We start from the raw sequence: 24,612 nt of genomic DNA on the forward strand, positions 1-24,612 counted from the left end.
GCTCTGGCCTTTTTCGTCAATCGCTACAGTTGTCTGACGATCAACCAACAATAAACCACAGGCCCGGACCCCGCTGACCCGCAATCAGGCAGCCAAATCAAGGCCACAGGACCAAGCAACAGGGAAATCTATGGGAAGATTTATTCTCCGGCGAACAGGGGTCATGCTGCTGACAGCCCTGTGCCTGACTTTCATCGTGTTTTTCATGACGAACCTTTATCCGAACCTTGAAAAACTGGCGAAAACCGAAGGCAATATGCGGATGACCGACGAACAGGTCGAAAGCTGGCTGGTAAATCGCGGATATACCCAGAACGTTTTTCTTAAGTACGGCCAGTGGCTTGGCGTAATGCCCTCACCCAAAATCGAAGTCGACGGAGAGATCCACACCCGCTGTTCCCGCCCCGGAGTACCGGATGAAGAGATCGGGAATTACTGCGGCGTGTTACAGGGAAACTTTGGATTTTCCACAGTTTTCAAAGGCGAGGTTTCGGATATTATCGCCAAGAGGCTGGCGCTGACGGGCTGGCTGATGCTGTTTGTACTGATTGTGATGGTGCCTATGGCGCTGGTGATCGGGATACTTGCAGGAATGCGGGAAGGATCGCGCACGGACAGATCGCTTTCAACTTTTGCAATCGCCACGACGGCTACGCCGGAATATGTGTCCGGTGTGATCTTTGTAGTGTTGTTTGCCTCCTCGCGCACCGGCCTCTCCCCGATCCTGCACGAATGGGGCTGGATTGAGAAGAAAACCCTGTTCAAAGGGCTGGCCTCAACCGCTGCCAATGACATTACATTTGCCAATTTCACCCTGCCCGTGATGGCGCTGGCGCTTTACGGGGTGGGGTATATCGCGCGGATGACACGGGCCTCTATGGCCGAAGTGATGACCGCGCAATACATCCGCACCGCCCGCTTGAAAGGGGTCAGCTTTCGCAACATCGTCTTGAAACACGCACTGCGCAATGCGCTGATTGCGCCGTTTACCGTCATCATGCTGCAAATCCCGTGGTTGCTGACCGGCGTTGTGATTGTCGAGACCCTGTTCAATTACAAAGGCTTTGGCTGGACGCTGGTTCAGGCCGCCGGAAACAACGACATAGAGCTGTTGCTCGGCGTTTCGGTGGTGGCTGTTCTGGTGGTGCTGGTAACGCAGCTCATATCCGACATCGGCTATGTTTTTCTCAACCCGCGCATCCGCGTCAGCTAAGGAAGGGACACTATTATGGAACCTCTCACATCCCTTCAAATCGTCGGTTATGTGTTCATGCAGTTCATCCCTGTCTGGGTCGGAATGCTGGTGATTTTCGCCCTGTCAATCATGACCAAGAACAAGACCGGACTTTATGGCAAGCTGTTTGACAGCCCGATTGGAATGGTCGGCTTTGCGCTGGTGCTGTTCTGGGTGCTGACGGCCATTTTTGCCGATGCCATCATGACACACGCCGCGCTGGAAACCGCGTCGGGTATGAAAAACAAACTGCCCGGCACCCCCCTGCGCGGCGCGACCGAGGGCGATTTCCAGTGGTATCTGTTTGGCGGCGATAACCTTGCACGGGATGTGTTCTCGCGCATGGTGGCCGGTTCACGGATCGTGCTGATCATCGCGCCTGCGGCCACGCTGTTTGCCTTTATGGTGGGTATCACCCTTGGCCTGCCTGCGGGATATTTCGGCGGGCGCACCGACACAGTGCTGTCATTTCTGGCGAACCTCGTGCTCGCCTTTCCGGTGATCCTGCTGTTCTACCTGCTGGTCACACCGGAGATCCGCGCAGCAGGGGCCGAGATCCGCATCTGGGGCGGCAACACTTGGGTCACGTCGATCCCGAATATACTGGCGGCAATCCTGTTCCTGTTCCCGATCCTGTTCTTGCTGATCCTGTTCCAGTCGCGGTTTTTCACCCGTCCGATGCTGCGCAACATCCTGATCGCGGGCACCTTGCTGGCAGGCGCTTGGATGTATTCGGGACTGGCGTTCAATGCCGATCCGCTCGGCCTGCTGGGGATGGACCCGAACCTGTTGAACATCTTTGTCTCGGTTGTGTTTGTGAACTCCCCCACGGTATTCCGGATCGTGCGGGGGCTGGCGCTCGACATTCAGACGCGGGACTATGTGGCAGCGGCGCAGACCCGTGGCGAGGGTCCGTGGTATATCATGCTTTGGGAAATCCTGCCCAACGCGCGCGGACCGCTGATCGTAGATTTCTGTCTGCGCATCGGCTATACCACCATCCTGCTCGGGACATTGGGCTTTTTCGGCCTTGGCCTCTCGCCGGAAAGTCCGGACTGGGGGTCTACCATCAACGAGGGGCGCAAGCTGCTGACCCTTTATCCCCACCCTGCCCTGATCCCTGCCCTTGCCCTGATGTCTATGGTGCTGGGGTTGAACCTGCTGGCCGACGGCCTGCGTGAACAATCACTCAAAGACTAAGGGAGACGCGGAATGACTAAATGGGATTATGACGGCCCGATCCTTGAAATCGAAAACCTGTCGATTTCCTTCTTCACCCGCGCCGGAGAAATCCCCGCGGTGATGGATTTCTCCACCACGGTCATGCCCGGTGAAGCAATGGGGCTGGTCGGGGAATCCGGCTGCGGCAAATCCACCGTTGCGCTGGGGGTGATGCAGGATCTGGGAAAGAACGGGAAGATCGTCGGCGGCAGCATCAAGTTCAAGGGACGCGATCTGAACACGATGAGCGAGGAAGAGTTACGCGACCTGCGCGGCTCTGAAATCGCGATGATCTATCAAGAGCCGATGGCCTCTCTCAATCCGGCAATGCGCATCGGCAAGCAACTGATGGAAGTGCCGATGATCCATGAAGGCACCTCCAAGGATCAGGCCCGCCAGATGGCGATTGAAGTGATCAACGATGTGAAACTGCCCGATCCGGAACGGATACTCGATGCCTATCCGCACCAGCTTTCGGGTGGGCAACAGCAGCGTATTGTGATCGCAATGGCACTGATGTCCAAACCATCGCTGCTGATCCTTGACGAACCGACAACCGCATTGGACGTGACGGTAGAGGCAGGGATCGTCGATCTGGTAAAGGGGCTGGGCGAGAAATACGGCACATCCATGCTGTTCATTTCCCATAATCTCGGGCTGGTGCTGGATACCTGTGACCGTCTGTGCGTGATGTATTCCGGTGAAGCGGTGGAAACCGGATCTATCGAGGATGTGTTCGACAAGATGCGTCACCCCTACACGCAAGCGCTGTTCCGCTCTATTCCGCTGCCGGGGGCAGACAAAAACGCCTCTCCTTTGATCGCCATTCCGGGCAATTTCCCCCTGCCTCATGAACGCCCGCCCGGCTGTAATTTCGGACCGCGCTGCGATTATTTTGTCAACGGGCTGTGCAACAAAGGCGCTATCCCGATGGTCGCCGTAGAAGGCGGTGGCCGCGACCGCCATGAAAGCCGCTGCCTGCGGGTGGACGAGATCAACTGGAAGGCCCCGCCTGCCGTTGCAGACAACACCTCAAAGACCGAACCGGGCGAAGTGGTTTTGAAAGTGGACGGGTTGAAAAAATACTATGAAGTGGCCGCAAATGCCATTTTCGGCGGCGGCGATGTTCGGGTTGTGAAAGCCAATGAGACCCTGTCCTTTGAAGCCCGCGAGAGCGAGACACTGGCCATCGTGGGGGAGTCCGGTTGCGGTAAATCCACGCTTGCCAAGGTGTTGATGGGGCTGGAGACCGCTACCGACGGTTCCGTGACGCTGAACAACAACCAGATTGAAAACACCCCGATTGAAAACCGCGACACGGATACGGTGGCCTCTATCCAGATGGTGTTCCAGAACCCGTTTGACACGCTCAACCCCTCTATGACGGTGGGCAGCCAGATCATTCGTGCACTGGAGATTTTCAAGGTCGGAAACACCGCCGCTGAACGCCGCCAGAGGATGCTGGAACTGCTCGATTTGGTGAAACTGCCCCGCGCCTTTGCGGACCGGATGCCCCGTCAGTTGTCAGGCGGGCAGAAACAGCGGGTCGGCATCGCGCGGGCCTTTGCCGGATCAGCGCAAATTGTGGTGGCGGATGAACCTGTGTCTGCGCTGGACGTATCTGTGCAGGCGGCGGTGACGGACCTGCTGATGGAAATCCAGCGAGAGAACAAAACCACCCTGCTGTTCATCAGCCATGATCTGTCCATTGTGCGCTACCTCGCGGATCGGGTCATGGTGATGTACCTTGGTCATGTGGTGGAAATGGGCACTACAGAAGAAGTCTTCTCACCGCCCTATCACCCCTACACCGAGGCGCTGCTCTCTGCTGTGCCGATTGCCGATACCAGCGTGCTGAAAAAGCGGATTGTGTTGGAAGGCGACATTCCGTCCGCCATGAACCCGCCAAGCGGCTGCCCGTTCCAGACGCGCTGCCCCCACAAGGTTAACGTAGCCGGAAACCTGTGCGAAACCGAAGTCCCGCCAATGCGCGATCTGGCAGGCAGCCAGCAGATTAAGTGCCATCTGGCGCAAAGCTATCTGGACCAGATGGAGCCCGTAATCAAAATCGCGGCGGAATAGCGTGGGGCGGCGCGTCAAAACAGGGTGACAGCGGGCTTTTCGGGGTGGCATAGTCCGCCTAACCCATCGCAAAGGCCCGCCCATGTCCCGTTTCGCCCCCCTGCCCGAACCGCCTTATTACGCAGTCATATTCACCGCACAGCGCAGGGGTGCGGACAATGGTTACGGCGCAATGGCCGAAAAGATGGGCGAACTGGCCGCCGCCCAGCCTGGCTATCTCGGGGTGGAATCCACGCGGGATGAGCACGGTCTGGGGATCACCGTATCTTACTGGCAGGACGAAGCGGCGCTGAAGAACTGGAAACAGGTTTCAGAGCATTTGTTCGCGCAAAAGATGGGGCGCGAGAAATGGTATGAACATTACACCCTGCGTGTTGCCAAGGTTGAACGCCATTACGACGGACCGGAGGGGCGCTGAATCTGACGCGGTTCAATCCTGCGGCGCGTCATCCTTTTGCGCGAATGTCCGTGCCAGCGGGGCCGCAGAAATACCATGGGCCAGGATGGACAATAACACCGTCACCACCACGCAGGCCTGTATCTCATCCGCGAACGGAATATCGTAGTCCTCTACCACCAGCAGCGCAAACAGGATAGAGGCCAGTCCCCGTGGCCCGAACCAGCCCAAAAACAGCCGTTCCCGCAGGATTAGCGGACTGCCCAGCAGCGACAGCATAATCGGGACGATCCGCACCACCGTCAGGAACAGAACCGCCAGCAGGACCGCCGACAGGCTGATGTGTGCGATGCCCACAGGCAGCAGCACGGCACCGAAAATCACAAAAGCCCCGATGGTGGCAAGCTGGCCCTGACTTTCCATAAATTCGGTAATGAAACTGGCGTCATAGCGGTAGGTATTGCCAAAAACCGCACCGGCAACAAAAGCCGCAATGAACCCGTTGCCCCCGATGACCGAAGCCAGCAGATAGGCGGCAAAGGCTGTGGCGAGAAAGACAATCGCCTCGCTCTCCTCATTGGCCCAACCTGCCTGCTGCGCACGGTTCATCGCGCGGGCTATGCCCCAGCCAACCGCCAGACCTGCCAGCGGCCCGAGGATCACCTGCAACAGCGCATCCAGCGCCAAGGCTCCGGTTCCGTCGCCGCTGCCCGCCAAAATCGCGCCGAACAGCACAAAGGGCAGCGCCAGCCCGTCGTTCAGCCCGCTTTCCACATTGATGGTCTGGCGCAAACGGTCCGGCAGCTTGTCGGAATTGACCACACTCGCCCCCAGTGCGGCATCTGTCGGGGTCAGCACCGCCGCAATCAGCAGTGCCACCGCCCAGCCACCCGAGGGGAAAATTACATAGGCCACCAATGTGCCCAGCCCGACTGTAAGCGGCATCCCGATCACCAGCATCCGCAGCGGTAAAAAGACGCTTTCCCCAAGATGCTTGGGGCGAAAATGGCTCGCATCTGCGAACAGGACAATGACCAGCGTCACCTCTGCCACCACGCGGGCAATCTCTCGCAGGGCGTGTTCTTCGGCCAGCAGACCAATAGGATAGGACATGGCGAATCCGGTGGCGGTGAAAATCATCGGCAGGGTAATCGCGGATTTCTCCAGTCGCGCCGCCGAAAGCGCCCAGAGGATCACGACACACAGCAGTCCAAGCACCAGAAGTTCAGTCGGCATAGGGTCCCCCAATCGTCAGTCCACGGCTATGCGGTTGAAAAACCCTAAGCATTCCCGCGACCCATTTGCAAGCAAACCTGCTGACACAACTTGGCAGGACCGATGGGCTACACCGGAGTCACCCATGACAACCAACCCTGAAAGGACATTACAATGATCGACCATTCCGGTATCAGCGTTTCGGATTTTGACGCCGCCAAAGCATTTTATCTCGCAGCTCTCGCCCCTCTGGACGGGAAAATGCTGATGGAAATACCAAGCGAACACACAGGCGGCGTAAAAGTAGCCGGATTTGGCCGCGACGCGCCAACCTTCTGGATCAGCGAAAACGGCCAGCAAAAACCCGCGATGCACGTGGCTTTTGCCGCCAGAAACCACACCGAGGTGGATGCCTTCTACAAAGCGGCCATTGCTGCGGGTGGCGAAGACAACGGGGCCCCCGGCCCGCGCCCCCATTATCACGAGCATTACTACGGCGCCTTTGTGCGCGACCCCGATGGCAACAATGTAGAAGCGGTCTGCCACGCGCCGCAATCCTGATCCGTTACACACCCGCCGCGCACCGGCCGCATTGTCCTGCCGGTGTGCATGCGACACCTCTCGCGCTTGTCAGTTGCGTCCTGTCAGTCTAAACCGCGCCCATCTGCCCGTATTAGCAAAGCCTGTCAGACAAAGGACACTCGCTTCATGATCCCACGTTATTCCCGTCCCGAAATGGTTGCCATCTGGTCGCCGGAAACGAAATTCAAAATCTGGTACGAGATCGAGGCCCACGCCTGTGAGGCAATGGCCAACATCGGCGTCATTCCCCGCGAAAACGCCGACGCCGTCTGGAAGGCCAAAGACGTAGAATTCGACGTGGCCCGCATCGACGAAATCGAAGCAGTGACCAAACATGACGTCATCGCCTTTCTGACCCATCTGGCCGAACATGTGGGCAGCGATGAAGCCCGATTTGTCCATCAGGGCATGACATCATCTGACGTGCTGGACACCTGTTTCAACGTGCAACTGGTGCGGGCGTCTGACATCCTGATCGCAGATGTAGAGGCGCTTTTGGCGGCGCTGAAACGCCGCGCACTGGAGCATAAAGACACGGTACGTGTGGGTCGCAGCCACGGCATCCACGCTGAACCAACGACAATGGGCCTGACCTTTGCGCGGTTCTATGCGGAGATGGATCGCAACCTGACCCGCCTTAAAACCGCCCGTGAAGAAATCGGCACCGGCGCAATTTCCGGCGCGGTTGGCACCTTTGCCAATATTGATCCCGCGGTTGAAGAACACGTCTGCAAACAGCTTGGCCTGAAGCCCGAGCCGATCAGCACCCAAGTCATTCCCCGCGACCGTCACGCCGCCTTCTTTGCGACACTTGGTCTGGTGGCAAGCTCAATCGAGAACATCGCGACCGAAGTGCGTCACATGCAGCGCACCGAAGTCCTGGAAGGTGCGGAATTCTTCTCGGCGGGGCAAAAGGGGTCTTCGGCCATGCCACACAAGAAAAACCCGATCCTGACAGAGAACCTGACAGGTCTGGCCCGTACTGTACGTATGGCCGTGATCCCTGCGATGGAAAATGTGACCCTGTGGCACGAGCGGGACATCTCCCATTCCTCCGTGGAACGGGCCATCGGGCCGGATGCGACTATCACGCTCGACTTTGCGCTGAACCGTCTGACTGGCGTGATCGACAAAATGCTGATCTATCCGGAAAACATGCTGGCGAATATGAACAAGTTCAGCGGTCTGGTGATGTCACAACGGGTGCTACTGGCGCTGACGCAAGCCGGCGTTTCGCGGGAGGACAGCTACAAACTGGTGCAGCGCAATGCGATGAAAGTCTGGGAACACGGCGCGGATTTCAAAACCGAGCTGCTGGGCGACGACGAAGTGCTCGCCGCGCTGTCGCCAGAGGAAATCGAAGAGAAGTTCGACCTTGGCTATCACACCAAACATGTGGACACGATCTTCAAACGGGTCTTCAAGTATTGAACACCTGCCGTTGCGTAAACGGGTGAATCACTACTTTCAGTGGTGATTCATCTGAAACACTTAACAATGGATTGTTGCGCATAGCGAAACAGCAAAGTCTCAAAAATCGACACAAACGCCCAAAAACCGTTAATGTTTTTAGACCACTTGATAAATAACCTTAAAAAGAGTGACGTTTATCACTTTTTATATGGCAGAAATAAGGGTATTTTTAGGCATACCTTTTCAAGTAGCCATATTTACAGTCGGTGTTGGGGGTCGGGTAACTGATCTTCGAGGAATTTAGCTTCAGTGGCTGGCGTGTTGTGTCGCTTATACCGACTTTTTGTTAATAAGGGCCCTCGCTTTCGCGGGGGCCCTTTTTCATTGCAGCGTCATTGTGGCGGTGCACTCTGCACCCCGAAACGGTCTTTAGACTTCGGTCATGATCTCGGCTTTGGCCTGAATTTTCAGGGTCTGCATCTTCTCGCGGATGGTGGCTTCGTCCGCCTTGCCGTTCAGATCCCCTGACACCTTGCGGAAGACATCCTCGTCGCCGGCTTCCTCAAAATCGGATTTCACCACTTCTGCGGCATAGGCCTCTGCTTCGGACCCGGTTTTTCCCATTAGGTCAGCGGCCCAGAGCCCCAGCAATTTGTTCCGGCGCGCCTCGGCGCGGAACTGCATTTCCGCGTCATGGGCGAATTTGTTTTCAAAAGCCTTTTCGCGATCGTCGAATGTGCTCATCAGGGTGGTCTCCTTGTGATAACTGTCTCTTCAATCTAGGGTGCCGTCCCTGCAAAAGAAAGCTCCCGATTGTGGAAAATCACAAAGGTTTGTCAGGCACAGGGCTGCCCTGCATTGACGCAGCGGCCAGCCCCTGCAGTGCAAACCGCTTGCCGCTTCGACGAACAAACCCTATAGAACCCCCAAACCCCCGACACTGATGTGGAACCGATCATGGCGCGACGCACAAAAATTTACGAAGGCAAGGCGAAAATCCTGTACGAAGGACCGGAGCCCGGAACAATCGTACAATACTTCAAAGATGACGCCACTGCGTTCAATGCGCAGAAGAAGGACGTAATCGAAGGCAAAGGCGTGCTGAACAACCGCCTGTGTGAATATTTCATGAACGGTCTGACCGCGCTGGGTATTCCCAACCACTTCATCAAACGCCTGAACATGCGAGAGCAGCTTTGCCATCAGGTGGAAATCATTCCTCTGGAAGTGATCGTGCGCAACGTGGCTGCGGGATCGCTGTGCAAGATGCTCGGGATTGAAGAAGGCACGCAATTGCCCCGCCCCATTGTTGAGTTTTGCTACAAGGACGATTCCCTTGGCGACCCGCTGGTGGCCGAAGAACACATCCTCGCCTTTAACTGGGCCAGCCAGCAGGATCTGGACGATATGGTGGCCATCGCCTTGCGGGTGAACGACTATCTGTCCGGCCTGATGTATGGCGTCGGGATCAAACTGGTGGATTTCAAGATTGAAATCGGTCGCCAGTTTGAAGGTGACTTCCAGCGCCTGATCGTCGCGGATGAGATTTCGCCTGACAGCTGTCGGCTTTGGGATCTGAAAACCGGCCAGAAACTGGACAAAGACGTGTTCCGCCGTGATCTTGGCGATCTGGCAGACGCCTATACCGAAGTCGCACGGCGTCTGGGCCTAATGCCAACCAATAACATCACCGAAGGTCCGAAACTGGTGAACTAGGCGCAGGCATTACCGTTAAGCCTCATTACCCCGCAGCCAAGGTTGCGGGGTTTTTCGTTTTGGCGGCCTTTACACACTCATTCCCCCCGCGACACCCGTGCCTCTTGCCTCAATCGCGGCTTGGCGCTATCACGCCGCCATACCTCTTGGCCAAAGGAATCCCCTGATGAAAGCTCGTGTGCACGTTACCCTGAAAAACGGTGTTCTTGATCCTCAAGGGGCGGCTGTCGCCCATTCGCTTGGGGCGCTTGGCTTTGAGGGCGTCAATGACGTGCGTCAGGGCAAGGTGATCGAACTGGATCTGGCCGAAACCGACAAGGCGCAGGCCGAAGCCAGCGTCAAGCAGATGTGCGAAAAGCTGCTCGCCAATACTGTGATCGAAAACTACTCGGTTGAGATTCTCTGATGCGTGCGGCGGTAATCCAGTTTCCCGGCTCCAACTGTGATCGGGATATGGCGGTGGCACTGGCGAATGTCGCTGGCGGCGCCAAGAATGTTTCGATGGTCTGGCACAAGGACGCAGAACTGCCCAAAGGGTTGGACGTTATCGGCATCCCCGGCGGCTTTTCCTTTGGTGATTACCTGCGCTGCGGCGCGATTGCTGCGCGCTCCCCGATCATGGATGCAGTTGTAGAGTTCGCAAATAAGGGCGGCTATGTGTTCGGCCTGTGCAACGGCTTTCAGATCCTTACGGAATCCGGCCTGCTGCCGGGCGTTCTGATGCGCAATGCGGGGCTGAAATACATCTGTAAGGACGTAGAACTGCGGGTGGAAACCACCGCATCGCCTTTCACCTCCCGCTATACGGTGGGCGAAGTGGTGACAGTTCCTGTGGCCCACCATGACGGCAATTATTCCGCCGATCCCGATACCCTGAAACGTCTGGTCGGGGATGATCGGGTCGCGTTCCGCTATACCGAAACGCCCAACGGTTCGATGGATGACATCGCCGGTATTCTGTCTGCCAACAAACGGGTTCTGGGCATGATGCCCCACCCCGAACGTCGGGCAGATGCGCAACTGGGCGGCACCGATGGCGTGCGCTTCTTTGAGGGCATCGCGGATGCGCTGGTTTCTGCCTGATCCACAGGCAAAGCTTGAGCAACCGCGCCCTGCGCCCTAGATTGGCAGAATGAACATAACCCAGCCAGTACCGCGCAGCCGCCGCAGCCATTGGATGCTTCGCGCAGGTGTGCTTGCCTTTCTGGTTGGCACAGGTGTTCTGATCTGGCTGTCCAACATCTATTTCACCCAGCGTTTCTCTGAGGCGACCCGTGCGGATGCCGAGGCGCAGATGACGCTGTATTCAGGCCGTCTGGTCAGTGAATTACATCGAAATTCCGTTGTTCCGCTGTTGTTGTCACGGGACACGACACTTATTTCGGCGCTGAACACGGATGATTACGTTGGCACCTCGCAGCGGCTGATTTCCTACAAGGAAGAAATCGGCGCGAAATCTATCGTGCTGCTGGACGATGGCGGCCGCGTTGTTGCGGCTTCGGACCGGCGAGAGTTGGGTACGGTGCTGCGGGATTCCACCTTTTTCGTAGAGGCGCTGCGCTCTCCGGATACGGTCTTCACCACCAACGGCGTCAAGGAAGGCGCGCTCGGGTTTTATTACTCTCGCAAGATGCAGAGCCAGAAAGAGACCGTTGGCGTCATCCTGATCGAAGTGGATCTGGATCAGTTGTTTGACCGCTGGTCCACACGGGACAGCATCATTTTCGTTTCTGACAGCGAGGGCGTCATCATCCTGAGCACAGAACGCCAGTTCCGCCATCAGACCCTAGAGGCAGCCCTGGCCAACCAGCCGGCCCTTTCCGCGGTGGAGCGGGCGTGGCAGGCGACTGGCGACTGGAACCGCAGTGTGGTGAACGCCAACTTTCAGGGGCAACCGCTGTTCCGGCTGGATCAGAAAATTCCGTTTCAGGGCTGGAAGCTAAGCTATCTCGCCTCTTTTGAAGACGTCCGTGCAAGGGTGAACGCGGTGCTGGCGCTGGAACTGATGGTGCTGGCCATTGTGACCGCGCTCGGGTTTTATTATCTGTCCCGCCGCGCCATCCGCCAGTCCTTTCTGTTTCAGGCCGAAAGCCGCGAATTGCGGGCCCTGAACGAGCGTCTGCAAGCCGAAATTGCCGAACGGGAGCGCGTGGAGAAGGATCTGGAAGTGGCAGAGCAAAGCCTTGCTCAATCATCCAAACTGGCCGCGCTGGGGGAGATGTCCGCCGCTGTCAGCCACGAGCTGAACCAGCCGCTGGCCGCCATGCGGACCTATCTGGCGGGCGCCAAACTTCTGTTGCAACGCCGTCGCCCAGCCGAGGCCATGTCCTCTTTCCAGCGGATTGACGATCTGATCGAACGGATGGGGGCGATCACGCGGCAGTTGAAATCCTATGCCCGTAAAGGCGGGGATGATCTGATCGCTGTGGACATGCGCGACGCGGTGAACGCCTCGCTTTCGATGATGTCTCCCCAGCTTAGCCAGATGAAGGTGGAAATCCTCTCTAGCCTGCCGCCGGAGCCTGTCATGGTGCTGGCCGATCAGGTGCGGGTAGAACAGGTTATCGTAAACCTGTTGCGAAATGCGCTGGATGCGACCAAACTGCAAGAGGACCGCCGCATCGCGATTACCCTAACTGGGGGCAGCACGATCAAGCTGGCGGTTGAAGACAACGGCAAGGGCATTGAGAACCTCGACGAGCTGTTCGAGCCGTTTTACACCACCAAGAAACCCGGCGACGGTGTCGGTCTCGGACTGGCCATTTCATCGGGGATCGCCAAAGACCTCGGTGGGCGACTTATTGCCAGAAATTCACAATCCGGTGGCGCGGTCTTTGAGTTTTGGCTACCCGAACTAGATAAGTCACAGATCAAAGCACAGACTCAGGCAGCAGAATAGAGAGCCCCATGGCAGAACAGATGACAATCGCGATCGTTGATGACGAACAGGATATGCGCGAAAGCATTTCCCAGTGGTTGACCCTTTCGGGCTATCGCACCCAAACGTTTTCCAGTGCGGAAGAAGCGCTGAAAAATATCGACGGCGACTTCCCCGGAATCTTCATTTCCGACATCAAAATGCCCGGCATGGATGGGATTACCTTTCTTAAACGCCTGCAAAGCATCGACAACCAGCTTCCGGTGATCATGATCACAGGCCACGGCGATGTGTCTATGGCGGTAGAGGCCATGCGCATCGGGGCCTATGACTTTCTTGAGAAACCATTTGACCCCGAACGTATGGCAGAGCTGACAAAACGGGCAGTGCACACCCGCCGCCTGACACTGGACAACCGCACGCTGCGGCGTGAACTGTCTGATGGCACGGTGTTGCTGCGAAAGCTGATGGGCTCCAGTCCGGTGATGGAACGGCTGCGCGAGGATATTCTCGATCTGGCACAGGCGGACGGACATATTCTGGTTTCGGGCGAAACCGGTTCGGGCAAAAGCCTGATCGCCCATGCCCTGCATGCCTGCGGTCCCCGTCAGGGTAAGAAATTTGTCATGGTGAACTGCGCGGCCTTTGCCGAAGAGGAACTGGCCCGCCGTCTGTTCGGTCCGATGGACGATGGCACGCCAGCGCTTGAGGCATCCCTCGGCGGCACATTGTGCCTTGAAGACGTCGAAAGCCTGCCAGCGTCCATTCAGGCCCGCCTAATCGGCGCTCTGGAGGATCACGACCGTGGCTCGGATACCTCGCCGCTGCGCATCATCGCGATTTCCAACGAACCGGACCCGAACACATCCTTGGAAGAAACGATCCGGCAGGATCTCTACTTCCGTCTGGCCGCAATGCAGATCACCCCGCCGCCCCTGCGCGCACGGGGGGAGGATATTCTCAACCTGTTCAACCGCTACGTGGAAACCTTTGCCGATGAATACGGCGTAGAAGGGCCGGATGTTTCCGCCAAGGACGCGGCGCAACTGCTGCAAGCGCCCTGGCCCGGCAATATCCGCCAGCTGATCAATCTGGCCGAACGGGCCGTGCTGCAACACCGGCGCGGCAGCTATTCCATTGCCAACCTGCTGATGGATGATACCTCGGAACCAACGCCCGATGTGATCGCTGAAGGCAAGCCGCTGAAGGAATATGTCGAAGCGTTCGAGCGGATGCTGATCGACAACACCATGCGCCGCCACAAAGGGTCTATCCAATCGGTGATGGAGGAACTTTCCCTGCCGCGCCGGACCCTGAACGAGAAAATGGCGAAATACGGGCTAAGCCGCAGCAACTACGTGGGTTGAGTTTTCAGGGTGTCGTGGCACAAAACCCGACACCCGAACGCACCGCGCACTGAGCTTTCAAGGCGCTGACAGCGTTCAATATTCGATATTTAGTTCAGGCGTATCAGACAGGTCCAATCCTTCGAGGATGATAATTCCCCGTGGATGCGCCAGTATCAGGTTGCCGTCTTCTTCGACAAACTCAATGGCGGTTTCGGGCACCCCGTTCAGGCGGATCATGTCCGCATCCACGTCAAAGTCCGTTACTGTGTCAGTGCCCTGACTTTTTTTACCGACCGCAAAGAACTCGAAGGTATCCGCGCCCTTGCCGCCTGTTAGCCGGTCATCACCGCTGCCGCCGGTAATCGTGTCCTGTCCGGACCCCCCGTCGATAATGTCGTCCCCTGCCCCGCCTTCCAGCCGGTCCTTACCCGCGCCGCCCTCAATAGCGTCGTCGCCGCCGCCACCGTTGATCCGGTCGTTGCCCTGGTCTCCCCCGATGCTATCGGCACCGGCACCGCCGTCGATAGCATCCTTTCCGCTACCACCAAAGAGCGTGTCATCACCGCCGCCGCCATCCAGTGTGTCGCCACCGCGACCGCCAAATTGCGTGTCATCTCCCTTGCCGCCATAGAGAAAATCATTCCCGTTGCCGCCAAAGTTTCGATCATTCCCGGCACCGGACTCGATGAAATCATCCATCGCGCCGCCCTCGTTCCGGTCATTTCCACTGCCTGATTTGATCGTATCGTCTCCACTGCCGCCGTAATTCCGGTCGTTCCCGCCGCCACTGTAAAATGTGTCATTCCCGTCTGAACCATGAAACACGTTGACAAAATCATCCCCGATGAAAGTGTCATCACGGATCGTCCCGAAGCCGCCTTCAATATTCTTGATATCAATCGTTTCTGTTTCTGTTTCGCCTCCCCCATCACCCGCTGTCGCAAGAACGACAAGTGACAAAAGAAGGTTCAGTGTAAGAGAGTAGTCGACGAGCTCAAAACCTGTGACCAGATCCTTTCCCTTGCCCCCGTTTATCGAATCGTTCCCAATACCATCGGCATTTTCGTGAAGAATAAATGCATCCTTCCCCTTGCCGCCGATCAAGACATCCCTGCCAAAGCTTGCTTCCAGCACGTCCTTCCCATCGGTTCCCGTAACGGTTGAACCATAGGGTCCCATCAAGATTTCCAAGAAATCCCGATAGGCGTCGGTGTTGTAGCCGGCCGTGACATCTTCAGCCGCCGCCCGCATCGCCCCTATGTCAAAGCGCGCCCCTTCTATCCGTACAGCCTTGTAGGGAGAGGACGGAAAGAACATATCAACTGCATTAACCTCGCCGCTAAAGCTGTCTCCGTCGATCGCCAGTCCTGTACCGAAAAACCGGAAGGTCGGTTGATCCCCTAGGGTCGGCCCCACAGAAATAGAAGACGCCGTACCAGCCGGTTCAAACCGCCACCTCACCGTGGCGCTGGTGACTGCATCGACTATGTGCTCTACCATAAATCGCTGAAAGCTGGTGGTGATACCGGATAACATTGTGACGTGCATTGAAATTAACTCCCTGAAATTAACCTGAAACAGACGGTAAAAATTCAGTCGAGACTGCTTGCGCTAGCCAAGAATTTGAATTTTGTAGGAATTAATATCGATTAAACGTCATTTTCGCGTTTTTCGCAAGTTAAGGCCTGTCCAAAGCTTTGAAAGGCGCAATTACCCCTTTCCCGACAGGTGCTCCAGCGCGGTTTGCAGATCGCCATAGCCGGTGAACCGCCGCTCCAGCGGCAGGCCCAGTTTGTCCGCGCAGGCTTGGGCCTTGGCGTCGAGCGCGGGATCGTTGGTCTGCGCCTGATAAATCATCTTGGTGTAATTGCCAAACAGCATGTCGCGCAGTTCGGGATGCCTGTCCAACCCCATCGGTTTCCACACAAAGGCATCGAACTGTTTGACCAGAAAATCTGTCAGGTAGAAGGCCGTGATCTCGTCCTCGGCGGTCTGGGCGAAGGCGTCATTTCCTTTAAAAAAGGAATAACAATGGGGACCGGCTATCATTTCGACGCCCAGTTCTTCGCATTTGGCCTGCAACAACCCGCCGGTGCCGCAATCTGCATAGGCCACGAAAATCTGCGCATATTCATCGCGGTGTTTCTCAACCGCCTTGGCGACCTCCTGGGTGATCCGCTCCGGATACAGATGCAGTTTCGCCGGCAGGCAGGTCAGGTCCATATGGTCCCAGTTGTTCAGCCGGAATAGCGCAAGGATTTCCCGCGCCAGCGCACCGCAGGCCAGAACGAGAATGCGCGCAGGTTTCTCACTGCGCGCATCCAATCCGTCTTCGGTCAATGTATCGTCATCAACCTGCATGGCGCATCACGCGCTGACTTGATTGTGTTTTTTGGCCATGAATTCCTTGGCCGTTTCCACCGCAACAGCAGCGTCACGACAATAGGCATCCGCGCCAATCGCCTTGCCGAATTCCTCGTTCAGGGGGGCACCGCCCACAAGAACCGTGTAGTCGTCCCGCATGCCTTTTTCGACCATCGTGTCGATCACGACCTTCATATAAGGCATTGTGGTGGTCAGCAGGGCAGACATACCAAGAATGTCGAACTCGCCGGTTTCCAGCGCTTCGATGTAGTTCTCAACAGGGTTGTTGATCCCCAGATCCTTCACCTCAAATCCGGCACCTTCCATCATCATGGTGACAAGGTTCTTGCCGATGTCATGAATATCGCCCTTTACGGTGCCAATCACCATATTGCCCAAACGGGGCGCGCCGGTTTCTGCCAGCAGAGGTTTCAGGATCGCCATCCCGCCCTTCATCGCATTGGCCGCCAGAAGCACTTCGGGCACAAACAGGATACCATCGCGGAAGTCGATCCCGACGATGCGCATGCCTTCCACCAGTGCTTTGGTCAGCACGTCGTATGGCTGCCATCCCCGTTCCAGCAGGATGTTGACGCCTTCTTCGATCTCTTCCTTCAGACCGTCATAAAGATCGTCATGCATTTGCAGCGTGAGTTCCTCGTCACTGAGTTCCGAGAGGATGATTTCGTCTTCTTCTTCAGACATTTGGCAAAATCCCACTAGTTTTGGCACCCGGCACCGGGCGGCTCTGGCCCCACGTTACCTGCGGGACCCTTTCATTCTGCGAAATAAGCGACATTTGTGTTTCACAATCCGACCGCTCTTCGCATTTTAAGATGGATTAGTCGCGGCGGCGGCGTCTTGTACGTGTCTCGCCGGTTCTGGCGGTCGTGCCGTCGTCTGCGGACGAAAAATCGCCCATCCGCTCCGCGATGAGCGCCAGATCCGGCGTTTCGCCTTTTTGCGTGGACTCGAGCGACTTGCGCATGGCGGCAAGATGTTCGGGCATCGTGCCACAGCACCCGCCAATAATAGAGGCCCCGCAATCCCGCGCCAGAACAGCGTATTCCGCCATCAGCGTGGGCGTCCCGTTGTAATGGATATGACCATCCACATACTTTGGAATCCCCGCATTGCCCTTGGCGATCAGCGGACGGTCCGGATTGGCCGCTGACATACCCAGAATGGTGCGCAGCAGGTCAGAGGCCCCGACCCCGCAGTTTGCACCAAAGGCAAAGGGTTTATAGTCCATGCCGTTAACCATATCGACCATACCGTTGGATGTGACACCCATCATGGTCCGACCGGCGGTGTCAAAGCTCATTGTGCCACACCAGGGCGCGCCGATATTGCCGATTGCTTCGGCGGCGGCGGCATATTCTTCGGGGGCGGAAATGGTTTCCACCCAAAGCACATCTGCCCCGCCTTCCACCAAACCTGTGGCCTGTTCTTCAAAAATTTCGACCGCATCCGCATGGGACAGGGTGCCAACCGGCAGCATAATGTCCCCCGTCGGACCCATCGATCCGGCAACGATCACATCGCGCCCGGCCTTATCCGCCACTTCCCGACCGATCTCGGCCGAAATGCGGGACAGTTCCCGCGCACGGCTCTGGGCGTTGTGCAGCTTAAGTCGCGCGGCGTTGCCGCCGAAACTGTTGGTCAGAAACATATCGGAACCGGCGTCTACAGCCCCCTGATACAATTTGGTGATCCGGTCGGGATGCCAGTCGTTCCACATCTCGGGCGCTTCACCGGCTTCCAGACCCATGTTGAACAGGTTGGTCCCTGTCGCACCATCGGTCAGGATCCAGCCTTGGGTATCCAGAAGTTTCTGTAGTTTCTCAGACATATATTGCTCCGCGTAAGGCCGTATTAGCCAGCTTACGCCTCCGTGTCACATGGACCGGCAGGGCGCAAATTCTTTCTTAGCATATTGATTATGAATCTGCCGCGAGTTTGCGCTGTGCGAGGGATTGAATCCGCACGATCATCGCCCGCAAACCGTTGGACCGCTGCGCTGAAAGGTGCTGATCCAGACCCAGTTGCGCAAAGGCCGCCGCCGCATCCGTATCGACAACCTGCTGCACCGTCACATTGTTAAACAGCGCATGCAGGATCGCGATCAGGCCGCGCACAATCATTGCATCGCTTTCCCCCTGAAAGGTGAACACCGCTTCCGGCCCGTCCCCTTCGATATGGGGCACGATCCAGACCTGCGAGGCGCAACCGTCCACTTTGGTAGCGGGCACCCGCAGTGCCTCGTTCAGTTCGGGCATCGCCTTGCCCATGTCGATGACATGGCGGTAGCGGTCCTCCCAGTCGTCAAGGAATTCAAATGTTTCCACGATTTCCTGAAAATCTTCAGTCATTCTTAACCGTTCCTGCGTAAATCCTGTGGGATACCTAAGTCCCCTGCCCGATCAGGTCCACCAATAATTCGACACCGCGTCACTCGGCCCTTTTCTTTGAAACCCGTTTTGGCTAACACTTGGCCCGTAAATAAAAGACCAACAACGGGGTCGGCAGATGAAAAAACTTATAGGCGCAGTTCTCCTTGTCGGGATGGTCTCCTCTTGCGGCTTGGGCAACAGCGCAGGCAATAGCGCGGGTAGCAGTGCCGGCAGCAGCGCCAACAGCGCCGGTTCCGCAAGCAGTGCAGGATCCGCCGGAAGCGCCAGTTCAGCAGGCAGCTTTGGCAACCTGTTTGGCCGCCGCAACCGTGTGGACCAGCGGGTTGATCCGGTAATCCAGAACAATGGCGGCCTGATCAGCGTCATTAAAGAGGCCCGTTTTGAACGGGCTCGGGGTGGCGCAATCATCCGCGCCCGTGGTGTGGCCCCCCGTCAGGGGTATTATGACGCCAGCCTCTACAGCGCGACCGGCCTGAAACCCGATGCAAACGGCGATATAACGCTGGAGTTTCGCGCCAAGGAACCGCAGTTCCAAACCAATGTTCTGGGAGAGCATAGCCGCGAAATAGATGTGGGAATTTTCATCTCGAACCAGAAGCTGAACGCTGCAAACGCCATTCGCGTGGTCGGGCGCCAGAACCAGATCAGCCTGAGACGCTGATCGCGGCACCAGTTCAGGACGAACCACCGGCCCTGTCGCTTGCGCCAGGGCCGTTTTAGTTAGATATGTACGATTTTCACGCTGCTGCCATCCGCAGACAGGGCCACCTTGCCATCGCAAAGGTCCTTGGCATCCTTGCCGAACACCTCGTTTCGCCAGCCGCGAAACACCTGATCCGCACCCAGACCCGCCGCAATATCATCAAGATCAGAGGCATTGGCGATCAGCTTTTGCGCAACGCCGGATTCCTCGGCCTTGGCTTTCAGAAGCACGCGCAAGAGATCCGCCAGACCTTCACTGCCCTGCGGACGCTGCCTTGCCTTGGCGACATGGGGCAGTTTGTCATTCGGGATCGCATCGGCCGCTTTGACCGCCGCCAGAATACCTTCACCAATGGCGCCCTTGCGGGCCTCGCGCAGCAACAGACGGGATTTGCCCAGATCGCCAAGCACCTTGGGTCGTGTGGCCGCAACCTCCATCAACGCATCATCCTTGAATACGCGGTTGCGCGGGATGTTGCGTTCCTGGGCATAGGACTCGCGGAATTTGGCGAGTTCTTGCACCGTTGCCAGAAAACGTCGGGAATTGCTGCGGGTTTTCAACCGCTTCCACGCATCGTCAGGATTGGCGTTATAGGTTTCGGGATTGGTCAGGATCTCGACCTCTTCCTCCACCCAAGAGGTGCGCTTCGTCTGGTGCAGCTTGCGCTTTAGAAACTCGTAAATCTCGCGCAGATGGGTCACATCGCCCAACGCGTAATGCTTTTGCTTGTCCGACAAAGGCCGCGCCGACCAGTCGGTAAACCGCGAGGATTTGTCCAACTGCGCCTTGGCAATCTTGCGCACCAGCGTTTCATAGCCGACCTGTTCGCCAAAACCGCAAACCATCGCCGCCACTTGCGTATCAAAGAAGGGTTTCGGAAAAATCCCGCGATCCACGTAGAAAATCTCAAGATCCTGCCGCGCCGCGTGAAATACTTTCACCACGCTTTCGTCCTGAAACAGCGCATAAAGCGGATCAAGGGACAGCCCGGGTTCAAGCACGTCGATCAGCACAGCGCCCTCATCCCCTTCACCGGGATGGGCCATCTGGATCAGACAAAGCTTGGAATAATAGGTGCGCTCCCGCAGGAACTCGGTGTCGAGTGTGACATAATCGAATTGGGCGCAATGGGCACAAAACTCTGCCAGCTGTTCGGTGGTTGTTATTGTTCTCATAAACAGGGCTTAGTTTTTTTCGCTGCGATCTTCAAGGTATGAAAACCGCAGTCGGTCAGGGGAAAAATGGCTCCGGCGGTAGGGATCGAACCTACGACCAATTGATTAACAGTCAACTGCTCTACCGCTGAGCTACGCCGGAACATTTTTACCTTGCGGTGATGGGCGTATAGCAAAGGCTATTTGGGGCGTCCATAGGCATTTTGCCTGTTTTTGATTATTTTTCAAAGAACACCGCATCGACGCTGATCGGGCGGTCTGCTTGCACGAGATTTCGCTCTGACAGGTCGATCAAATGGGCAAAAACATTGCGTGTTGCGGCGGGGATCAGGCGGGGGTCTACATCCGTGTAAATCTGTTCGGCCAGTTGCAGCGCGGTTGCGGGATTACCCCCTGCGAGTGCCTGACGAATCTGGCTCTCGCGGGATTTGCGGTGGCGAATCTGATGCGAGACCATAGCGGCGGGATCTTTGATCGCCCCGCCGTGACCGGGAAAATAAACGCTGTCCCCGTCCCGCGCGGCCAGTTTTTCCATCGAGGCCATAAAGCTGGTCAAATCACCGTCCGGCGGCGACACCATCGTTGTGGCCCAGCCCATGACATGATCGCCCGTCAGCACCGCGCCTGTGCCCTGCACGGCGAAGCACAGGTGGTTGGACAGATGTCCGGGCGTATGTATCGCCTCCAGCGCCCAGCCATCGCCCTTGATGACTTCGCCGTCTGCAATCTTGCGATCCGGTGCGAATCCTTCGTCGATGCCTTCATTGCCGCCAAGGTTGCCTTGGGCGGCCAGCCGCTCCATCACCGCACTGCGCCCTTCGTTTGCGGTGCCAAACCCCAGCACAGGTGCGCCGGTGGCGTCGGACAGGCGGCGACACAGGGGCGAGTGGTCCACATGGGAGTGGGTCACAAGGATATGGCTGACCGGCCGCCCGTCAATCGCCCGCAGCAAAGCCTCTAGGTGGGCGTCATTGTCCGGCCCCGGATCCACCACCGCCAGCGCACCCTGCCCCACCAGATAGGTCTGGGTGCCGGTAAAGGTCATCGGTCCGGCATTGGGCGCTGTGACAACGCCGATCAGCGGCGTCAGTTGCACCAGCTCTCCGGTTTTCGGGGTATAATTGCGATCAAACGGATCAGACATCAGCGGCTCTCCAGCTTTGGGTTGCACAGGGGCGGTTCCGCCCGTAACGCTGTTGTGGTGATGTTTAACAAATGGCTCAAGCCCTATCTGCCCCGCTCTCTGTTCGGCCGCGCCTTTATGATCCTTGCGGTGCCCATTGTGCTGATTCAGGTCGTGGTGGGCGTGGTTTTTGTGGAACGGCTGTTTCAGGACGTGACGCGGCAGATGACACAATCCACATCCCTTGACCTCAACCACCTGATTGCACTGCTGGAATCCGGACAGGACACCACTCAGGCGGCGCGGGATCTGCAAATCACGCTGCGCCCTGTGCCCGATGCGGATCTGGACGCGCCCGACCGGTTGAAGGACAGTCTGGATTTTTCGGGACGCTACGTCATTGAAACATTGCGCGCCGAAGTGCCGGAGGCCCGCGTCATAGACCTTGCCAACCCCAAAAGCACCGTGACCCTTATCGCAGAGGTGAACAGCACCCCTTATGCGTTCACCCTGCCCCGCAAGCGGGTCTCTGCCGCCAACCCGCACCAGTTGCTGGTGGCGATGGTGGCAGCGGCGATTTTCCTGACAGCCCTGGCGGCGGCCTTTCTGCGCAACCAGATCAGCCCCGTACGCCGTCTGGCCCGTGCTGCGGATGCCTTCGGGAAAGGCCAGTCCCTGCCGCTCTATCCCCGTGGCGCCTCCGAAGTGCGGGCGGCCACCAATGCGTTTTTGTCCATGCGATCCCGGATTGAGCGGCAGATCGAACAGCGCACGCTGATGCTGTCGGGTGTCAGCCACGACCTGCGCACGCCGCTCACACGGTTGAAACTGTCCCTGTCGCTGCTGGATTCAGACGACGAAGAGACCACCCTGATGGCGCGGGATCTGGACGAGATGGAGGACATCCTGAACGAGTTTCTGGCCTTTGCCAAAGGCGACAGCGAGGAACAGGATGAAATGGTGTCCCCCCTTGCGCTGGCCGAGCAGGTCGTCGCCAATGCAGAGCGCGGCGGTCGGGTTGTGCCGCTGAACCTTGAAGGGGCCGAAGCCGCAGAGGAACCCGTCAAAATGCGCCGCCCCGCCGTGCAGCGGGCGATTGCAAACCTGCTGTCCAATGCGGCGAAATACGGCGACCAAAGCGAGCTGACCCTATACACGGGGGCGGGTTTTGTAGAGTTCGTGGTGGAAGACAACGGCCCCGGCATCCACCCCGATCAACGGGAAACCGCCGTAAAACCCTTCGCCCGCCTCGACACCGCGCGCAATCAGGACAAAGGCAGCGGAGTGGGACTCGGCCTCGCCATAGCCGCCGATATTGCGAGAAGTCACGGGGGGAGTTTGAACCTCGGCGACAGTGAGAGACTGGGTGGTTTGAAGGCAGCGTTTAGGTTACCTAGGTAGGGGTTGGTGGGTGCTGCTAAATCTTCAAAATTTCTTTCCGAACCTTTTCGTCTTCTACCTTCAACATAGTGCATATAGCCATACGAACCTTAGGACTGGCCAAACGGTACGCGTCATCAGTCGGAAGGCGCTTCAATAAAGGATTTTCTCCTTTCGCCAATTTAGACAACTCGCCCGAAATATTTAAGGAAACGCCCGATGTAGTTGTTGGAAAGAGTTTCCTGATTAGCGCCTCTACATCTTTGTACGAAAAGCTCTCCTTGTCCAAAACTCCACAAGCATAAATACACTGGTTTCTTCTTGATACTTTGGTTTCCCTCGAATTTAACCTATTTGAAACCATTACGCAGTAAGCTCTAATAGAGTTTTTAGCCCATTTTTCTACTGCTCGGTTTAGAACATTCTGATCAATCACCCCATTTTTCTTTAAAGCTTCCTTCGCTATTCTCAAGCCCAATCCTTGAAGCTCTAAGGCGATCCGATCCGTTATACTTAGCATTCGCTCATAGAAAACTTGTGAATTCCCGAGGACGGACAGTTTCAACTGATCCTCAAGCCCTCTACGCATCAATAACTTTGCCTCTGTAACACTCATCCGTTCGACTTCGGGTATCTCTTTCAGACGTGTAGATATTGTTTGGATATTTCCATTCCTAGACAGAATCTCATCGATTCCAACCGGGGTCCCCACAACCACAATTTTCACATCGTAATTGGCGTATATCGGGTCGTCTAAAAGAACCACGCAGTTAGAGACTTGCTTGCAGAGTTCAGGTTCGTCAGCAATTTGCTCAAAATTGTCGAAAACTATTACTGCTCTCCCTCTTCCGGCCGATTTCCTTAAGTATGCCAGAAGTTTCTCAAATGGTTCCTTCTTCCCTCTAACCAATTTCCATGTACCTATGAAATCGAAACCAATACCGGCAGGTTTGGCACCGGCCGATTTGGAAACCTCATACTCTTGTCGTTCTAGTTCTTCTCTCCGCGAAAGCTTATCATTAAAAGCAGCACCTAATGACCCAAGGGTTGATGCTTGAACTAAGTTAACCACTTCGCAAGTTACATTTTCTTGTTTAAAAACTTTTTTGTATAGCCATGACTTTCCGTTACCGCTCTCACCAAATATGACTAGGTGTTGGCTCTCAGATAATCCCTCTATCAATTCCTCTTCTAAGTCAGGCCTAGGAATATAAAGATTGGGATTAACGTCTGCCGACCGAGGTGTGAACACTTCATCTGGCTTTAACTTTGATGAAAAAAGAACCAATTTAACCGATCCATCTTATAAAATACGCACGCAGTATAGGTGCACATCTACCATCAGTTCGTTGGGGAATCCAATAGC

The 24,612-nt window shown here is 56.6% G+C and carries 23 protein-coding genes and 1 tRNA gene; 13 read left to right on the forward strand and 11 right to left on the reverse strand.

Going from position 1 to position 24,612, the window contains the following annotated elements; translation table 11 throughout:
* Positions 1-130 precede the first annotated feature (130 nt).
* From BFV97_RS05950 to BFV97_RS05965, 4 genes are all read left to right on the forward strand, one after another.
* On the forward strand, positions 131-1,213 hold the full coding sequence (locus BFV97_RS05950) for an ABC transporter permease (RefSeq protein ID WP_069299412.1): 1,083 nt from the start codon (positions 131-133) through the stop codon (positions 1,211-1,213).
* A gap of 15 nt (positions 1,214-1,228) precedes the next feature.
* The gene (locus tag BFV97_RS05955) at positions 1,229-2,434 is read left to right on the forward strand and encodes an ABC transporter permease (RefSeq protein WP_069299413.1); all 1,206 of its coding nucleotides are present in this window, start codon (positions 1,229-1,231) and stop codon (positions 2,432-2,434) included.
* Between the two features lie 12 nt (positions 2,435-2,446).
* Positions 2,447-4,537: an ABC transporter ATP-binding protein gene (locus BFV97_RS05960; RefSeq protein WP_069299414.1), complete on the forward strand. Its 2,091-nt coding sequence runs from the start codon at positions 2,447-2,449 to the stop codon at positions 4,535-4,537.
* Positions 4,538-4,619: 82 nt separating this feature from the next.
* Positions 4,620-4,955 carry an antibiotic biosynthesis monooxygenase family protein gene (locus BFV97_RS05965; protein WP_069299415.1) on the forward strand — a complete coding sequence of 112 codons (336 nt, stop codon included), beginning with the start codon at positions 4,620-4,622 and terminating at the stop codon, positions 4,953-4,955.
* Between the two features lie 12 nt (positions 4,956-4,967).
* Here the strand turns inward: BFV97_RS05965 and BFV97_RS05970 are convergent, their stop codons facing one another.
* Positions 4,968-6,170, reverse strand: coding sequence for a cation:proton antiporter (locus tag BFV97_RS05970; protein ID WP_069299416.1), 1,203 nt, complete (start codon positions 6,168-6,170; stop codon positions 4,968-4,970).
* Positions 6,171-6,323: 153 nt separating this feature from the next.
* Between BFV97_RS05970 and BFV97_RS05975 the strand changes: the two genes are divergently transcribed.
* The gene (locus BFV97_RS05975; protein WP_069299417.1) at positions 6,324-6,710 is read left to right on the forward strand and encodes a VOC family protein; all 387 of its coding nucleotides are present in this window, start codon (positions 6,324-6,326) and stop codon (positions 6,708-6,710) included.
* A gap of 147 nt (positions 6,711-6,857) precedes the next feature.
* Positions 6,858-8,162, forward strand: coding sequence for an adenylosuccinate lyase (purB, locus tag BFV97_RS05980; protein WP_069299418.1), 1,305 nt, complete (start codon positions 6,858-6,860; stop codon positions 8,160-8,162).
* 411 nt (positions 8,163-8,573) lie between these two features.
* Here purB and BFV97_RS05985 read toward each other — a convergent pair whose 3' ends face one another.
* Entirely contained in the window at positions 8,574-8,888 is a 315-nt protein-coding gene (locus BFV97_RS05985; RefSeq protein WP_069299419.1) for a DUF1476 domain-containing protein, read from the reverse strand.
* A gap of 213 nt (positions 8,889-9,101) precedes the next feature.
* Between BFV97_RS05985 and purC the strand changes: the two genes are divergently transcribed.
* From purC to BFV97_RS06010, 5 genes are all read left to right on the forward strand, one after another.
* The gene (gene purC, locus BFV97_RS05990) at positions 9,102-9,860 is read left to right on the forward strand and encodes a phosphoribosylaminoimidazolesuccinocarboxamide synthase (protein WP_069299420.1); all 759 of its coding nucleotides are present in this window, start codon (positions 9,102-9,104) and stop codon (positions 9,858-9,860) included.
* 166 nt (positions 9,861-10,026) lie between these two features.
* A complete protein-coding gene (gene purS, locus BFV97_RS05995) occupies positions 10,027-10,266 on the forward strand; it encodes a phosphoribosylformylglycinamidine synthase subunit PurS (protein WP_069299421.1) in 240 nt (79 codons plus the stop codon).
* Positions 10,266-10,943 (forward strand): phosphoribosylformylglycinamidine synthase subunit PurQ, encoded by a 678-nt coding sequence (gene purQ, locus BFV97_RS06000; RefSeq protein WP_069299422.1) that lies wholly within the window; start codon positions 10,266-10,268, stop codon positions 10,941-10,943. Before purS ends, purQ begins: the two co-directional genes overlap by 1 nt.
* 49 nt (positions 10,944-10,992) lie before the next feature.
* Positions 10,993-12,759 carry a sensor histidine kinase gene (locus BFV97_RS06005; RefSeq protein ID WP_069299423.1) on the forward strand — a complete coding sequence of 589 codons (1,767 nt, stop codon included), beginning with the start codon at positions 10,993-10,995 and terminating at the stop codon, positions 12,757-12,759.
* An 8-nt stretch (positions 12,760-12,767) separates the two neighbouring features.
* Positions 12,768-14,105 (forward strand): sigma-54-dependent transcriptional regulator, encoded by a 1,338-nt coding sequence (locus BFV97_RS06010; RefSeq protein ID WP_069299424.1) that lies wholly within the window; start codon positions 12,768-12,770, stop codon positions 14,103-14,105.
* A gap of 75 nt (positions 14,106-14,180) precedes the next feature.
* Here the strand turns inward: BFV97_RS06010 and BFV97_RS06015 are convergent, their stop codons facing one another.
* The 5 genes from BFV97_RS06015 to BFV97_RS06035 all read right to left on the reverse strand — a co-directional run bounded on the left by BFV97_RS06015 (position 14,181) and on the right by BFV97_RS06035 (position 18,823).
* Entirely contained in the window at positions 14,181-15,635 is a 1,455-nt protein-coding gene (locus tag BFV97_RS06015) for a calcium-binding protein (protein ID WP_069299425.1), read from the reverse strand.
* Between the two features lie 162 nt (positions 15,636-15,797).
* A complete protein-coding gene (locus tag BFV97_RS06020; protein ID WP_069299426.1) occupies positions 15,798-16,448 on the reverse strand; it encodes a DUF1638 domain-containing protein in 651 nt (216 codons plus the stop codon).
* Between the two features lie 6 nt (positions 16,449-16,454).
* Positions 16,455-17,156 carry a corrinoid protein gene (locus tag BFV97_RS06025; RefSeq protein WP_069299427.1) on the reverse strand — a complete coding sequence of 234 codons (702 nt, stop codon included), beginning with the start codon at positions 17,154-17,156 and terminating at the stop codon, positions 16,455-16,457.
* A gap of 136 nt (positions 17,157-17,292) precedes the next feature.
* Positions 17,293-18,303, reverse strand: a complete 1,011-nt coding sequence (gene bmt, locus BFV97_RS06030) for a betaine--homocysteine S-methyltransferase (protein WP_069299428.1) — start codon at positions 18,301-18,303, stop codon at positions 17,293-17,295.
* Between the two features lie 88 nt (positions 18,304-18,391).
* Positions 18,392-18,823, reverse strand: a complete 432-nt coding sequence (locus tag BFV97_RS06035) for a SufE family protein (protein WP_069299429.1) — start codon at positions 18,821-18,823, stop codon at positions 18,392-18,394.
* A gap of 157 nt (positions 18,824-18,980) precedes the next feature.
* Here BFV97_RS06035 and BFV97_RS06040 point away from each other — a divergent pair, with 157 nt between their 5' ends.
* Entirely contained in the window at positions 18,981-19,526 is a 546-nt protein-coding gene (locus BFV97_RS06040; protein WP_069299430.1) for a hypothetical protein, read from the forward strand.
* A gap of 59 nt (positions 19,527-19,585) precedes the next feature.
* Here the strand turns inward: BFV97_RS06040 and rnd are convergent, their stop codons facing one another.
* The 3 genes from rnd to BFV97_RS06055 all read right to left on the reverse strand — a co-directional run bounded on the left by rnd (position 19,586) and on the right by BFV97_RS06055 (position 21,887).
* On the reverse strand, positions 19,586-20,743 hold the full coding sequence (rnd, locus tag BFV97_RS06045; protein ID WP_069299431.1) for a ribonuclease D: 1,158 nt from the start codon (positions 20,741-20,743) through the stop codon (positions 19,586-19,588).
* Between the two features lie 67 nt (positions 20,744-20,810).
* Positions 20,811-20,885 (reverse strand) — tRNA-Asn (locus BFV97_RS06050).
* Between the two features lie 75 nt (positions 20,886-20,960).
* Positions 20,961-21,887, reverse strand: coding sequence for an MBL fold metallo-hydrolase (locus BFV97_RS06055; protein ID WP_069299432.1), 927 nt, complete (start codon positions 21,885-21,887; stop codon positions 20,961-20,963).
* Positions 21,888-21,947: 60 nt separating this feature from the next.
* Between BFV97_RS06055 and BFV97_RS06060 the strand changes: the two genes are divergently transcribed.
* Positions 21,948-23,267, forward strand: a complete 1,320-nt coding sequence (locus BFV97_RS06060; RefSeq protein ID WP_069299433.1) for an ATP-binding protein — start codon at positions 21,948-21,950, stop codon at positions 23,265-23,267.
* 16 nt (positions 23,268-23,283) lie between these two features.
* Here BFV97_RS06060 and BFV97_RS06065 read toward each other — a convergent pair whose 3' ends face one another.
* Positions 23,284-24,534 carry an AAA family ATPase gene (locus BFV97_RS06065; RefSeq protein ID WP_083225533.1) on the reverse strand — a complete coding sequence of 417 codons (1,251 nt, stop codon included), beginning with the start codon at positions 24,532-24,534 and terminating at the stop codon, positions 23,284-23,286.
* Positions 24,535-24,612: the final 78 nt, after the last annotated feature.

Origin of the sequence: Neptunicoccus sediminis (assembly GCF_001719615.1) — a bacterium.
Taxonomy (GTDB): domain Bacteria; phylum Pseudomonadota; class Alphaproteobacteria; order Rhodobacterales; family Rhodobacteraceae; genus Amylibacter; species Amylibacter sediminis.